Source organism: Brevundimonas diminuta, from assembly GCF_022654015.1.
In the GTDB taxonomy this organism is placed as follows: domain Bacteria; phylum Pseudomonadota; class Alphaproteobacteria; order Caulobacterales; family Caulobacteraceae; genus Brevundimonas; species Brevundimonas diminuta_C.
In genome coordinates this window covers 761,016-774,235 of sequence record NZ_CP073063.1, presented here as the reverse complement: position 1 = coordinate 774,235, position 13,220 = coordinate 761,016, and the positions used below count along the sequence as shown (strand labels likewise).

11 protein-coding genes are annotated in these 13,220 nt (G+C 64.7%); 4 read left to right on the top strand and 7 right to left on the bottom strand.

Going from position 1 to position 13,220, the window contains the following annotated elements:
* Positions 1 to 125 precede the first annotated feature (125 nt).
* The 4 genes from KAK88_RS03745 to KAK88_RS03730 all read right to left on the bottom strand — a co-directional run bounded on the left by KAK88_RS03745 (position 126) and on the right by KAK88_RS03730 (position 6,421).
* Entirely contained in the window at positions 126 to 3,449 is a 3,324-nt protein-coding gene (locus KAK88_RS03745; protein WP_242077922.1) for a TonB-dependent receptor, read from the bottom strand.
* A 168-nt stretch (positions 3,450 to 3,617) separates the two neighbouring features.
* Positions 3,618 to 4,979, bottom strand: coding sequence for a capsular biosynthesis protein (locus tag KAK88_RS03740; RefSeq protein WP_242077921.1), 1,362 nt, complete (start codon positions 4,977 to 4,979; stop codon positions 3,618 to 3,620).
* Entirely contained in the window at positions 4,979 to 5,218 is a 240-nt protein-coding gene (locus KAK88_RS03735) for a hypothetical protein (RefSeq protein WP_242077920.1), read from the bottom strand. The genes KAK88_RS03740 and KAK88_RS03735 overlap by 1 nt, the downstream gene beginning before the upstream one ends.
* Before the next feature lie 48 nt (positions 5,219 to 5,266).
* Positions 5,267 to 6,421, bottom strand: coding sequence for an OmpA family protein (locus KAK88_RS03730; RefSeq protein WP_165115310.1), 1,155 nt, complete (start codon positions 6,419 to 6,421; stop codon positions 5,267 to 5,269).
* 155 nt (positions 6,422 to 6,576) lie between these two features.
* Here KAK88_RS03730 and KAK88_RS03725 point away from each other — a divergent pair, with 155 nt between their 5' ends.
* A complete protein-coding gene (locus KAK88_RS03725; protein ID WP_242077919.1) occupies positions 6,577 to 7,485 on the top strand; it encodes an SDR family NAD(P)-dependent oxidoreductase in 909 nt (302 codons plus the stop codon).
* 184 nt (positions 7,486 to 7,669) lie between these two features.
* Positions 7,670 to 8,872, top strand: a complete 1,203-nt coding sequence (locus KAK88_RS03720; protein WP_242077918.1) for an acetyl-CoA C-acyltransferase — start codon at positions 7,670 to 7,672, stop codon at positions 8,870 to 8,872.
* Positions 8,873 to 9,045: 173 nt separating this feature from the next.
* Here KAK88_RS03720 and KAK88_RS03715 read toward each other — a convergent pair whose 3' ends face one another.
* Genes KAK88_RS03715 through KAK88_RS03705 form a run of 3 tightly spaced genes read right to left on the bottom strand, consistent with a single transcriptional unit; the run spans position 9,046 to position 10,774 of the window.
* Positions 9,046 to 9,609: a demethoxyubiquinone hydroxylase family protein gene (locus tag KAK88_RS03715; RefSeq protein WP_039246048.1), complete on the bottom strand. Its 564-nt coding sequence runs from the start codon at positions 9,607 to 9,609 to the stop codon at positions 9,046 to 9,048.
* A 4-nt stretch (positions 9,610 to 9,613) separates the two neighbouring features.
* Complete coding sequence (locus tag KAK88_RS03710; protein ID WP_039246047.1) at positions 9,614 to 10,159, bottom strand: disulfide bond formation protein B; 546 nt, start codon at positions 10,157 to 10,159, stop codon at positions 9,614 to 9,616.
* A gap of 39 nt (positions 10,160 to 10,198) precedes the next feature.
* Complete coding sequence (locus KAK88_RS03705; RefSeq protein ID WP_242077917.1) at positions 10,199 to 10,774, bottom strand: YqaA family protein; 576 nt, start codon at positions 10,772 to 10,774, stop codon at positions 10,199 to 10,201.
* 87 nt (positions 10,775 to 10,861) lie between these two features.
* Here KAK88_RS03705 and KAK88_RS03700 point away from each other — a divergent pair, with 87 nt between their 5' ends.
* Positions 10,862 to 11,506: an exopolysaccharide biosynthesis protein gene (locus KAK88_RS03700; RefSeq protein ID WP_242077916.1), complete on the top strand. Its 645-nt coding sequence runs from the start codon at positions 10,862 to 10,864 to the stop codon at positions 11,504 to 11,506.
* Between the two features lie 82 nt (positions 11,507 to 11,588).
* Positions 11,589 to 13,181, top strand: a complete 1,593-nt coding sequence (locus KAK88_RS03695) for a hypothetical protein (RefSeq protein WP_242077915.1) — start codon at positions 11,589 to 11,591, stop codon at positions 13,179 to 13,181.
* The last annotated feature ends 39 nt before the right edge of the window (positions 13,182 to 13,220 follow it).

Sequence of the window (13,220 nt, the reverse complement as noted above, 5' to 3'; positions counted from 1 at the left end):
TCCTCAAGAAGGGCCGAACTGGGAGCCGCGCCATATGGCCCCAAGCGCCCCCGACTTCAACGTCAGCCACGAAAAAGGGCGGCCCGCGAACGGACCGCCCTTCATCGTTTCAGTCAGACGTACGCTTAGAACGAATAGCGGACGCCGACCTTGATTTGCCAGACCGAGTTCGTGCCGAAGGTTGCCGGCGTACGGTCCTGGAAGCTGTTGTAGGTATAGAACTGGTTGCCCGTGCGCGTCGCCGTGATGTTGTTCGACGTATAGGGGAAGGCGATCTGTTGGATCACGCCCCACTCGTCGTTCAGCAGGTTGCCCAGGTTTTCGATGTCCATATAGCCGACCAGCTTGGCGCCGCCGGGGAAGAAGGCCGGCAGTTCCTGCTCGATGTGCATATCGACGGTGGTCACATAGGGCGACTTGAAGGCGTTACGCGGGGCGATCGAACCCGCATAGTCGATCAGACCCGTGCGCTTGAGGAAGGCGTTGAATGCGGCCAGGTCGAACGGCGTCGTCACGCCGCCCGAGGTGGTCGAGCCGTAACGCACCAGCGGGTCGCTGGTCGCCGTCACGTTGCCGCTGGAGTCGACTTGCGGGACGTAGAGCAGCTGGCGCTGGGTGGTGACGTATTCGCCGACAAGCGACGCCGGGCTGGTGCCGAAGGTGTAGCTGAACGGCAGGCCCGAACGGCGTTGCGCATACATGTTGATGCGCGTGCGGTAGTCGCCGAAGAAGGCGCGCGAATAGCTGACGTTCAACTTCAGCGCATGCTCGATTTCATAGTTCGAGGTCGTCAGGGTCGGGTCGTTCGGGTCCGACAGGGCGATGTTGCCGTAGTTGGAGCTGGCGGTGGACGACGTCGCCGGCGAACGGTCGGTTACATCCAGGTAGGTGTAGGACAGGTTGAAGCCCGCACCTTCCAGCAGACCGTCGTACCAGTCCTTGCCCAGAGCGACAGCGAACTGATCCGTCTGGCCGCCATTGAAGTTGGTCATCATCAGAACCTGTTGACCGGCACGGGTCGGGTTCGGACCGAAGACCGGGCGACCGTCAGGGGCCGTGCCGTTCTGGGTGCGCGCCAGCGACAGATCGACCCAACCGATCGCGTCCTGCAGTTCCGAGTGCACATATTCGGCCGTCAGGTTCCAGCCTTCACCCATACGGAAGCGGCTGAGATCGAACGCCTTGGTCGCGCCGATCGAGGTCTTCCAGATCGAAGGCGTCTTGAAGGCCGGATCGATCAGATTGATGTTGCCGGTGCCCTGATTGGCGCTGGCGGTCACGGCCGTCTGAGCGACAGGCTTGACGGCCAGACCATCGACGTTCGTCAACGCGGCCTGCTGCGCGGCGGAGCAGACGGGGAAGGCGGATGCGAACTGGGATTGATACGTCGAGCTGATCTTGCACTGGAACGAGCCGATCAGGTTGCCGGGGTTCGAATAGGAGTTCGAGATCCAGACGTTCGGCGAACCGCCCTGGAAGCGACCGAAGCCGCCATACACCGTCACATCCCACGGCGCGCGCCAGTTGAAGGCGAAGCGCGGCTGCAGAATGCCGACGCCGTCCAGGTTCTTGTCGTTGCCAAAGCCGAAGCGTTGGACGAACCCGGGGTTCAGGAGCGGCTTGTCATCCGACGTATAGAGGTCGTAGCGCAGGCCGGCCGTGACCGTCAGGTTCGGCGTCGCCGTCCACTCGTCCTGGAAGTAGAAGCTGTTCTGGGCGTATTTGAACGAGGCGGCGCCATCGGCCTTGTTGTTCGTGGCGGCGTTCGAATAGCCGATCGAGGCGGCCTGACGCGCCTGGAAGCTGGCGATCGAGTCGAACTCGTATTCAGCGTTCGCGACCTGCACGAACAGGTTGAAGATATCCTGTTCTTCACGCTCGATGCCCGCCGTGAAGCGGTGGCCGAAGCCGGCGTCATACTTGCCGACGAAGCGGTACTGCGTCGTGTCGACCGTCAGGGCGTTGGCGTGGCGCGAGCGCTCCGGTCCGAAGCGGATCGAGCGACGAACGCCGGTTTGAGCGCCGTAGGGGGAGTCCAGATAGACCTGCATGGCGGCGAAGTCGTTGCCGGCCAAGCCCTGCGAGATGTTTTCGACTTCCTTGCGCGTGAAGGAAAACTCGGTCGAGAAACGGTCGGTCCAGTCGGAGAACAGCTGAGCCTTGTAGGCCTTCAGGTTCGTGACGATCTCATAGGCCGAGGACAGCAGACCGACCGAGATGTTGTTGCCACTGGTCGTCGTATTGTTCAGGCGCAGGTCGCTGCCTTCGGTCTGCTGGTAGGAGACGACGGCGCGATGGCGATCGTTGATGTTCCAGTCCAGCTTGGCGAAGTACTTCTCGTCATAGGTTTCTAGCGCGCCCGCACGCCAGTCCAGCGGATCATAGCCATAGACGGTCGTGGCGATCTGACGAACCTGATCAATCTGAGCCTGGGTGATGCCCTGTGCCTCGTTGGGCAGGCCGGCGCCTTGCGGGCCGGACAGAACGGGCGTGGCGCTCTCGAACTTTTCGTAGTTCAGCAGGAAGAACAGGCGGTCCTTGATGATCGGACCGCTGAGCGTGGCGCCCCAGGTCTTTTCTTCGAACTCGCCGACAACCGAGCGGTTCTGACGTTGGCCGGTGACGAAGTCTTCGTAGCTGAAGGTTTCGCCGCGCAGGTCCTGGTCGGTCTTCTCGTAGAAGAGTTCACCGTGGAAGTCGTTGCCGCCGGACTTGGTGACCGAATTGACCACGCCGCCGGTGAAGGAGCCGTATTGAACGCCGTAAGGCGCCACATCGACGCTGACCGCCTGGATGACCGAACGCGAGATCGGCGAACCGAGCGTGGGATAGCCGTTCTGGTTCAGCCCAAAATCGTCGTTCTGGCGCACGCCGTCGATCAGGATGGCGTTGAAACGCGTGTTCTGGCCGCCGATCGACAGGGCGTCGTTGTTGGTGGGATCCACCGTGGCGAACGGGGTGGTGCGAACAATGTCCTTGATGTCGCGACCGATCGACGGAAGCGTCTCGATGTCCGCCAGGTTCAGGTTGCTGCGCGGCGAGGTGCGCAGACCGCCGGAGCGGACGCCCGTAACCACGACATCGGCGACTTGGGCGGCGCTGTCCGCAGCACCGGCGACAACCAGCTCAACCGATGCCGGAGTGCCGATACCGATGGTCGCGACCTGGGCGACCGCATCGCCCGCCGACGAGGTGCTGCGAACCGTATACGGGCCGCCGACGCGCAGACCGCGCGACGAGAACGAGCCGTTCTGATCCGTAACGGTCGTCGAAGTGGTGCCCGACGGCTCGTGGGTCACCGTCACGGTCGCGCCCGCGACCGGCGCGCCGGCCGCGTCATAGACAGCGCCCGAGATGCCGCCCGTGGTTTCTTGGGCATACACCGCCGTCGAGGCGGACATCATGATGGCGACGGCCGAAGCGCCGTACGCCAGTTTGCGGAAGGTCATTAAGCTATCCCCAGCTGGTGGACCGAAAATGGTCGAGGACATGTTCCGGACATGTCGCAATCCAGCCCCCTCTAGGGCGGATGTCAGAACCTAGGGCGACAGTTATGTAACGGTAATATGACAGCGACAGAGGGTGGTGTCGGCGCCACACTGGTTAGGGATTGCGCCCTAGTCCGTCGCGCGTTCGAACACGTCGGCGATCCCGTTGGCGGTCGGAATGATCGCATGGGGCTCGTGATAGTTGCCGTTCACCTGGCTTTGGGCGATCACGTGAGCGCGGAAGCGCGTGAACAGCCTGCTGTCCGGGGCCTCGGGATCACTCCAGAAGACGTCCAGCGGCTTCTGATCGGTCAATCCCTCGAAATCGAAGAAGGCGTCTCCCAGCACCTTGACCGGCGTATGGAACCCTAAAGCCGATAAGGCGGCGCTCGAGTTGTTGACGACCATCCCTAACGACGTCCGACATAGAGCCGCCAGATTACCGCCATCGATGAAATCGACACGTCGAGCCAAGCCATGCATCTCAGCAAGCCGCATCGTCACAGCGCGAAGATTGACTAGGCCAGGATCAAGCGGATGATTCTTGACAACAAGACGCGTCTCAAGCGGCGCTTTGGCGGCGAAGCTGGCGATGACGGCTGTCAGGAAGGCGCGGTTGTCGGCATATCGCGAATAACGCAGCAGTTGCGCGTCGCCTTCCCGTTGCAGGCAGGCGATGAAAAACTCGCCCTTGGCCCTTATGATGTCGGCATCGCAATTCTCGGGCCGGCGGAACGCCAAGCTGACGTAGCGCCGGATATGGCCCAGGCACTGCTTCAGGGGGGAAAACACGTAAGGCGCGGTATAGTTTGGGAAGAACGCTTTTCCCGCGACCTGCACCGTATGATAGGCGCTGATGTTGGCGACGTGGTGCGGCAGTATCTTCCCGACTGCGACGGGTTCCAGAAACTTCGGCGCCGGTTCGGGATATCCGTCGCGGAAGCGTGGCAGCGCGCTGGAGCCGTTTACGCCATTGCGCTCGACCGTGACCCAATCAGGACGAAAATAGCCGTTTTCCAGAACCCAGACACGAGCGTTCAGGGTGTCGGCCGCCGCCAGAACCGCGCGGTTGTAGGTGCCGGCCTCGCCAAAGACGATGACGTCGCTGAAATCCGCGACGATGTGCGCCAGACCATCGGACCAGGATTTCGCCGTATTCTTGAAGACCAATCCGCCCGGTCTGCGCCAGTTCATCGCATCGCCGGCGTTGAAGATCATGCGATTGACGACCGCGCCGCGCGATTCGAGCACCGAGGCCAGTGCGGCTCCAAACGATCCGAATGGTGCGGAAACGATCAGGAAACGACGGCCCGACAGGCCATGTCGACCACCTTGTCGTGTCGCGGGGAATGCAGAGGCGACCGTTGGCTGAGGAACCGCAGCTGTACGCAGCCGCATAGATACGCTGGGCCGAACGTCATCTGCCCTTAATCGATAACGGCGACGACGCCGCGCCGACAGAACTCGAGAAGACGAACGCACGTCCACCATCACGCCCACCGGTACAATAACTGAACAGAAACCGCTTCGGCACGGCCGTTGCAACCGAAGAGTTTGTCGACAAAGGGCATCGTCGCCCTTTTGTCGCGACCACCTTTTGCGATCAATCGAAAACGCCCGAAGTTCAGGAATTTTAAAACGTGGCCCTTTGAGCGTTGTTTTTTAGCATCAAAGCCGCCGCCGCCGGGAAGGCGACGACGGCTCGATGTCTTTGGAACGACGACTTCCATGCTTCGCGGGTTGCTGGTTGGGCGATCCCAACCAGCTCCCTTAAAGCTTTAGAAGTTGATGTCGATGGTCGCGCGGCGGTTGAGCGGTTCGCGCACACCGTCGGCGGTCGGCTTGGCCAGGTTGGTTTCGCCCTTGCCGTCGAGGGCGATCACGCCGCCATTGACGCCCGAGGCGACCAGCGCGTCAGCGACGGTGCGCGAACGACGGTTGGACAGACCCAGGTTATAGGCGGCCGAACCCGAGGTGTCGGTGTAGCCGACGATCAGGACGCGCGTCGGACGACCCGACTTGGCGTAGTTGGCGGCCTGCGTCACCACCGAGCGGGCTTCTGCGGTCAGGTCCGAGCGATCCCAGTCGAAGTAGACGACGAACTGACGAGGCATCGGGGTCTGAGCGACCGGCGGAGGCGGCGGCGGGGGCGGAGGAGGCGGCGGGGGCGGGGGCGGGGGAGGCGGCGGCGGCGGGGGAGCATCTTCCGCACCGAAGCTGTAGCGCAGACCCAGCGTCACGGTGTGCGACTGGTCGTAGTCGCCGTCCCATTCGCCGAACTGCGTGGCGCCCACGCCCGTACCGGCCGTCGTCGAGGCGAAGTTGGCGTCGCCCGTCAGGTAGCGGTAGGTCAGGTCGATGTTGGCGCGGTCGCCGATGGCCCAGGCCAGACCGGCGATCGCCTGAGCGGCGAACTTGGTCGAGGTGTCGTCAGCGGCGAAGGTGGCCAGACGGTTGGCGCGCAGGGCGCCGATCGTGTTGGTGTCGACGCGGTTCACACCGGCGCCGAGGCCGACGAACGGACGAACGCCCCAGTATTCGAAGCCGAAGTCATAGATGACGTTGGCCATCAGGGTGGCGGATTCGATGTCGCCTTCGGGCGAGAAGCAGCCGCCCGTCGCCGGGGTCAGGTTGCACAGGCCCTGCGTGCCCGAGACAGCGCGCACGGTGCCGATGTCGCCCGAGCGGTAGCCGCCTTCCAGTTCAACGCGCCAGTTCGGGTTGAAGCGGTAGCCAAGGCGAGCGAACGCCGCCCAGCCGTCGTTCACTTCCCAGTTCCAGTTGGCGCCGGTCGTGGACGATTCAGCGTTGATATCGTCGATCATGTGGTAGCCGGCGTCGATGGCGCCGTACCAGCCATTGGGTTCTGCCGATGCGGCGCCGGCTGCGAACAGCCCGGCTGCGGCGACAGAGGCGAGAAGTTTAAGCTTCATAGCTTCCTCACTGTGTGAATTGCGCGAAGCTGCGCACTGGCACAGCGTTCCCGAGCCGAACGGTGTGGCTGGCGCACGGTTCCGCGCTTGAGCTACGATTGTGTCGACTGTGGCGCCGTTTCAACACATTGGGCGCCTGCGAAAGGAGACGGATTATGGCGATGCGGTTTGACGGACAGGTGGCGATCGTAACGGGGGCCGGCGGCGGCTTGGGGCGCGAACACGCGCTCGCTCTCGCGGCGCGCGGGGCCAAGGTGGTGGTCAACGACCTGGGTGGCGCCCGTGACGGTTCGGGCGGGTCGGCGACGGCGGCGGAATCGGTCGTCGCCGAAATCGAGGCGGCCGGCGGCGAGGCCATAGCCAACGCAGCCTCGGTGACGGACTTTGCCGCAGTCCAGGCCATGGTCGATGAGGCGATGGCGAAATGGGGCCGGATCGACATCCTGGTGAACAATGCCGGCGTCCTGCGCGACAAGACCTTCGCAAAGATGGAAATGGAGGATTTCCGCTTCGTCGTCGATGTCCACCTGATGGGCGCGGTCAACTGCACCAAGGCCGTGTGGGAAATCATGCGCGGGCAGAACTACGGCCGGATCGTGATGACGACTTCGTCCTCGGGCTTGTATGGCAACTTCGGCCAGTCGAACTATGGCGCGGCCAAGATGGCGCTGGTCGGGCTGATGCAGACCCTGTCGATCGAGGGGGCCAAGAACGACATCCGCGTCAACTGCCTGGCGCCCACCGCCCACACCCGCATGACCGAGGATCTGGGCGCCGCCCTGCCGCTGGAGGCGTTGGCCCCGGCCCTGGTCACGCCGGGCCTGCTTTATCTGGTCAGCAAAGATGCGCCGAGCCGCGCCATCCTGGCCGCCGGCGCCGGCGGATTCGAGCGCGCCTATGTCACCCTGACGCAAGGCGACTTTGTCACCGGGGAAGATGCACCCGAACAGGTCGCCGCCCGCTTCGACGCCATTTCGGACCGCGCGGGCGAGATTGTGCCGGAGATGGGCGCCGCCCAGGGCATGATCGAACTGACCAAGGCGCAGAAGGCGCACGGCGGTTGAGCAACAAGGCGCCTTGCGTTGACGCCACGTGAGGCGCCTAACTTCGCTTCAGAGGAAACCGGCCTCAAACAGCGCGAGCGCGCGTAGGCCAAACAGGAACGGCCTCAAGCAGCGCCAAGCGCGATAGGCCAAACAAGAATGGGCTCAAGTAGCCCGAAGGGCGATAGCCCCAGGAGGAAAGCCCATGCGCGAAGCCGTCATCGTCTCCACCGCCCGTACGCCCATCGGGCGCGCCTATCGCGGCGCCTTCAACGACACCCAGGCGCAGCAACTCGGCGCCCATGCGGTCAAGCACGCGGTCCAGCGAGCCGGCGTCGATCCGGCCGAGATCGAGGACGTGATCATGGGCGCGGCCCTGCAGCAGGGTTCGACCGGCACCAACGTCGCGCGCCAGATTGCGCTCGCCGCCGGCCTGCCCTCCTCCATTCCCGGCATGAGCCTGGACCGCCAGTGCGCCTCGGGCCTGATGGGCATCGCCACGGCGGCGAAACAGGTCGTCTTCGATCAGCAGAAGATGGCGGTCGGTGGCGGGCTGGAATCCATCTCCCTGGTCCAGAACCAGAATATGAACCTGTACCGGATGAAGGACGAGGCGCTGCTGAAGCTGTCGCCCCACATCTATATGTCGATGCTGGAGACGGCCGAGGTTGTGTCGCGCCGCTACGGCGTCAGCCGCGACCGACAGGACGAATATGCGTTGAAATCCCAGCAGCGCACCGCCGCCGCCCAGGACGCCGGCCGCTTCGACGCCGAGATCGTGCCCATGACCACCACCATGCTGGTCATGGATAAGGCCACCGGCCAGACTTCTTCGAAAGAGATCACCCTGTCCAAGGACGAGGGCAACCGTCCCGACACGACGCTGGAAGGGCTGAAGGCGCTGAAGCCCGTCTTCGGCGGCGGCGAGGAAATCCAGACAGGCGAGTTCATCACCGCCGGCAACGCCTCGCAACTGTCGGACGGCGCCTCGGCCTGCGTCGTCATGGAGGCCGGCGAGGCGGTGAAGCGTAATCTGCAACCGCTCGGCGCCTATCGCGGCATGGCCGTCGCCGGCTGCGAGCCGGACGAAATGGGCATCGGCCCGGTCTATGCCGTGCCCAAACTGCTGAAGCGCCACGGCCTGACGATGGACGACATCGGCATCTGGGAACTGAACGAGGCCTTCGCGGCACAGGTTCTATATTGCCAGGACACGCTGGGCATTCCCGATGACCGTCTGAACGTCTCGGGCGGCGCCATATCCATCGGCCACCCCTACGGCATGTCCGGCGCCCGCATGACCGGCCACGTCCTGATCGAAGGCAAGCGTCGCGGCGCCAAATACGGCGTCGTCACCATGTGTATCGGCGGCGGCATGGGCGCGGCCGGGCTGTTCGAAATCTATTGATTTCGTCATCCTCCGGCAAGCCGCTTGCGGCGCAGACCGGGGACCCAGCGGCGCGCGATAGCGCGATCCTGTCGCGGACTCGATTCTCTGACATCGTCGTGGCGGACGCATCGCCTTCGGCGCCGCTGGGTCCCCCGATCTCGCTGCGCTCGTCGGAGGATGACGAAAGAAATCTACACCCGCTCGCTGATCTTGATCGCCGCCTTGCAGCCCATCTTGATCACGCCGGACAGCAGCCGATAGGCGGGCGCTTCGCGGCTGCCGTGTTCGATGGCGTGGTCATGGTGGGCCAGTTCCTCGTCGCGGAACTGTTTCAGCTCGGCGGCCAGGGCCGGGTCGCGATCGCCGATCTCGGCGATCTGGTCGGCATAGTGTTTCTCGATCACGCTCTCGACCGCCTCAGTGCAGGCGTGCGCCGCCTTTTCACCCATCAGGGCCGTGCCTGCGCCCAGGGCCGAGGCGGCGATGCGCCACAGGGGCGTCATGACCGTGGGCCGCACCCGCCGCTCGTTCAGCAGCCGCTCGAAGCGCGCCAGATGCACCGCCTCCTGGTCCTGCATCTCCGACAGGTCGCGCGCGATGCCGTCACGCCCCTTGCGCCCTTCGAACACCGCCTTCTGGGCGCGATAGATCAGGACGGCCGCATATTCTCCGGCGTGGTCGACACGCAGGATTTCGTCCATCCGCGCCTTGTCGGCGCCTTGGCCGGGACGAGGGAGAGGAATGGAATGGCTCATCGCATCAGGCCTTTTCGATCCGGGGCGCGCGGGCGTCCTTGGGACGTTTCGCCGCCAGCAGGCTGAACACTGCAAGCGCCGAGGCGATGATCGCGTTCCATCCTGCCATCGACAGACCCAGCCAGCTCCAGGCCACATCGCCGCAGCCGATCACCTTGGTCACCGGCCCCGTGCCCATGGCCAAGGCCGTCAGACTGTCCATATCGACCGAGCCGCCGACGGACGAACAGGTCGCAGGGAGGGCCCACCATTTGTATTCGCCGCCCATGTGGAAGATGGCCGTGATGGCGCCTGTGGCGAAGACGGCCGCCAGCAGGAAGGCGGCGATACGCGGCGTGCCCCGGCGTCCGCCGCTGAAAAGCGTCCAGCCCGTGGCCAGCACCGCGACGACGACCGCCCCCCAATAGACCTCGCGCTGCTTCAGACACAGGTTGCAGGGCGCAAGGCCGCCGAACCGTTCGAACGCATGGGCCGCGCCCAGCATGGCCAGCGACGCGGCCAGGGCGAAGGCGGTCCACCAACGGGTCAGCAGGCGATAGACATCGATCATCTTGAAACGGTCTTACCTCGCCCCGAACGCGCCGTCGACTTACAGAAGCTTTAGGACGACGATCAGCCCGACCAGCGCGATCAGGCCGATCACGCTCCACATCGCCAGCCGCTTTTCGACCTGCGCCAGCATGGCCGACCCCCAGCGTTTCAGGATCCACGCCTCCAGGAAGAACCGTCCGCCCCGCGTCACGACCGACGCCGCGATGAAGACCGGAAAGCTGAACGCCGCAAGGCCCGAGGCGATGGTCACCAGCTTGTAGGGAATGGGCGTCAGCCCCTTGATCAGGATGACCCACAGGCCCCACTGATCGAACCAGGCGCGGAACTGCTCCAGCCCGTCCGAGTGTCCCAGCACCCGCATGATCGCCAGGCCCAGATCGGTCAGGAAATAGCCGATCGCATAACCGAGGATCCCGCCCAGCACCGACGCCACAGTGCAGATCGCAGCGTAGACATACGCCTTCTGCGGCCGCGCCAGGATCATGGGCGCCAGCATCACGTCGGGCGGGATCGGAAAGAACGAACTCTCGGCGAAGGAGACGACCGCCAGGGCCTTGGTCGCATGGCGGCTGCGCGCCAGGTCGAAGACGCGGTCATAGAGTTTGCGCAGCATGGCGATCCTTAAGGCGGCACGGCGCGTTAGCACCCCTGCGGCGTTGCGTCATCCTCGGCCGTCACGTCCACCTGCTAGAGCGCCTGAATGACGACCCCCGCCTCTTCCCCGCCCACGGCCCAGCAGGACGACGTCAGTCATGATGTCACCCGGCTGCTGCGGCGGCTGGCCGACGACGGCGGCGACGCCGGGCTGACCCTGCATGAAATCCGCGACCGGCTGGACGAGCGCGCCTACGGCCTCTTGATCCTGCTGCTCTCCATCCCCTGCCTCGTGCCGGGCCTCTATGGCGTGCCGCAGGTGGTCGGGCTGATCGTCATCCTGCTGGCCGGCCAGATGCTGGTCGGGCGCGAGGAGCCTTGGCTGCCGCGCTGGTTTCTGAACCTGCGGGGCAAGGGATCCTGGCTGAAGGCCATGGCCGATTTCGCCGAAACCAAACTGGGCTGGATCGACCGGCTGTCTCGCCCCCGCCTGCGTCGCTTCGCCGATGGACCGGGCGAGAAGCTGGCCGCCGTCTTCATGATTCTGGCGACCATCACCATCGTCATGCCGCTGACCAACACCATCCCGTCGATCGCCCTGGCCCTGCTGTCGGTCGGCCTGATCCAACGCGACGGCCTGTTCGTCCTCGCCGGCTGCGCCGTCACCACCGTCTGGCTGACCATCCTGGGCGCCCTCGGCACCGGCCTTTTGATGGGCGCCGAATGGGCCACGCGCTGGCTGCCGGGCTGATGCAACCTTAAGGTACTGGTCGTCAAATCGCCTCAGTTGTTTTAGTCAGTATGCTCACGCTTGGTGGTGGGAGCCCGAAGCCTTGACCTCGAATCTGATCGGCCTCGTCGCCGCACTCGGCCTCGCTTTCGCAGCCGCCGCCCCTGCCTCGGCTCAACAGGCCGCGACGATCGAGGCGCGCACCGCGCCGGGCGGCGTTCTGGTGACCTGGAAGCTGGCCCAGCCGACCACCGAGGTCGCCTTTGTGGACCAGGACATTATTCGCACCCTCTGGACGGTGAAGACCCCCGGCCTGTCCCTGTCGGACGGCGTCGTGAAGTCCGACCAGCCGTTCGATGCATTCGAGATTCTGATCGCGCCTGACGCGGCCGAGGTGGACCGCGTCTATATCGGCCTGGTGCGGGTGGGGTCGGGCCAGAGCCTTTATGGACCCGCGCTGGCGCTGAAGGACATGGACGCCGAACTGACCGTCAGGGCGGCCGCAGGTGAAACCGTCACGCCCCAATCCAACGCGATCCAAAGCTACGTCTATGTCGGGCCGACCTCGGCCGTGACGCAGGATGACGGCGGCGTGGTCGTCGTCGGGGACACCGTTCCCGCGTCCCTGCGCACCACGATGAGCGAAGGTTTTCTGGCGGCCCAGGGATTCTATGGCGCTCGCCTCGGCCGCGACCTGCCCTATGCGCCGACCCTGATCGTCACCACCGACAGCCCCGGTCCGACGACATATAGGGGCGATGTGACCGACAACGGCGTCATCTCCCTGCGCTTTCATGGCTCGGACTGGTCCGCGCCACCGCCCGATGTGATCGAACAGCTGTCCACCTTCGTCTGGCACGAGACGTTGCACCTGTGGAACAGCCATGCGGTGACGACCAAGGACGGCGCCAGCGCGCCCTGGCTGCATGAGGGCGGGGCTGAATACGGCGCTTTGATCGCCGCCCTGTCCACGGGAACGATCGACGAGGCTCAATTGAAGACCTCGCTGGCGCGACGGCTGAACGGTTGTCGCGCCGCCCTTGGCGACCGCCCTGACGCGGAACAGCGCCTGCGTACCGGAAACGCCATCTACCACTGCGGCGTCGTCGTGCAGTGGATCGCGGACCTGGAGAGCCGCCGCGCCTCCGACGGCCGCAAGGACATCTTCGACATCTGGAAAGCCATGCTTCAGTCCGGTCGCGCGGGAGACGGCTATGGCGTGGCGGACTTCCGCAGTCGCCTGACGCCAGACACTGCTGTCGCCGTCCTGCTGGACGGTCCGGGTCCGGAACGCTGGACCGGCATACAGACCCGCCTCTCCGCGCTGGGCGTCACCCTGGTCAATCGGCCAAGCCCGCGTGACCTCCGTCAGGCCGCTCTGTTCCACATGGTCGATCAGAACTGCGGCGGCGAGGGCGGCTTTTCCATCGACAACGGCCGGATCAAGCTGGACTCCGGCGACCGATGCGGTGCCCTGTCCGGCGATCCCGTCGTCGTCGCGATCGAAGATCTGGACCCGATGTCGAACGGTCAGAGCGTCTTCCAGGCCGTCCAGGCCCGTTGCGCCGAAAACCTGCCCATCCGCTACACCCTGGCGGACGGCAAGACGGTCGAGGCGGTCTGCAAGGCCCCGCTTAAAGCCCCCGATCTCTGGGCCGTGGATGCGATGCCGGACCTCAGGGCGCGACGCACCTGACGGCGCATGCGCTGCCCTAGATGTCCAAGATTTAACGGG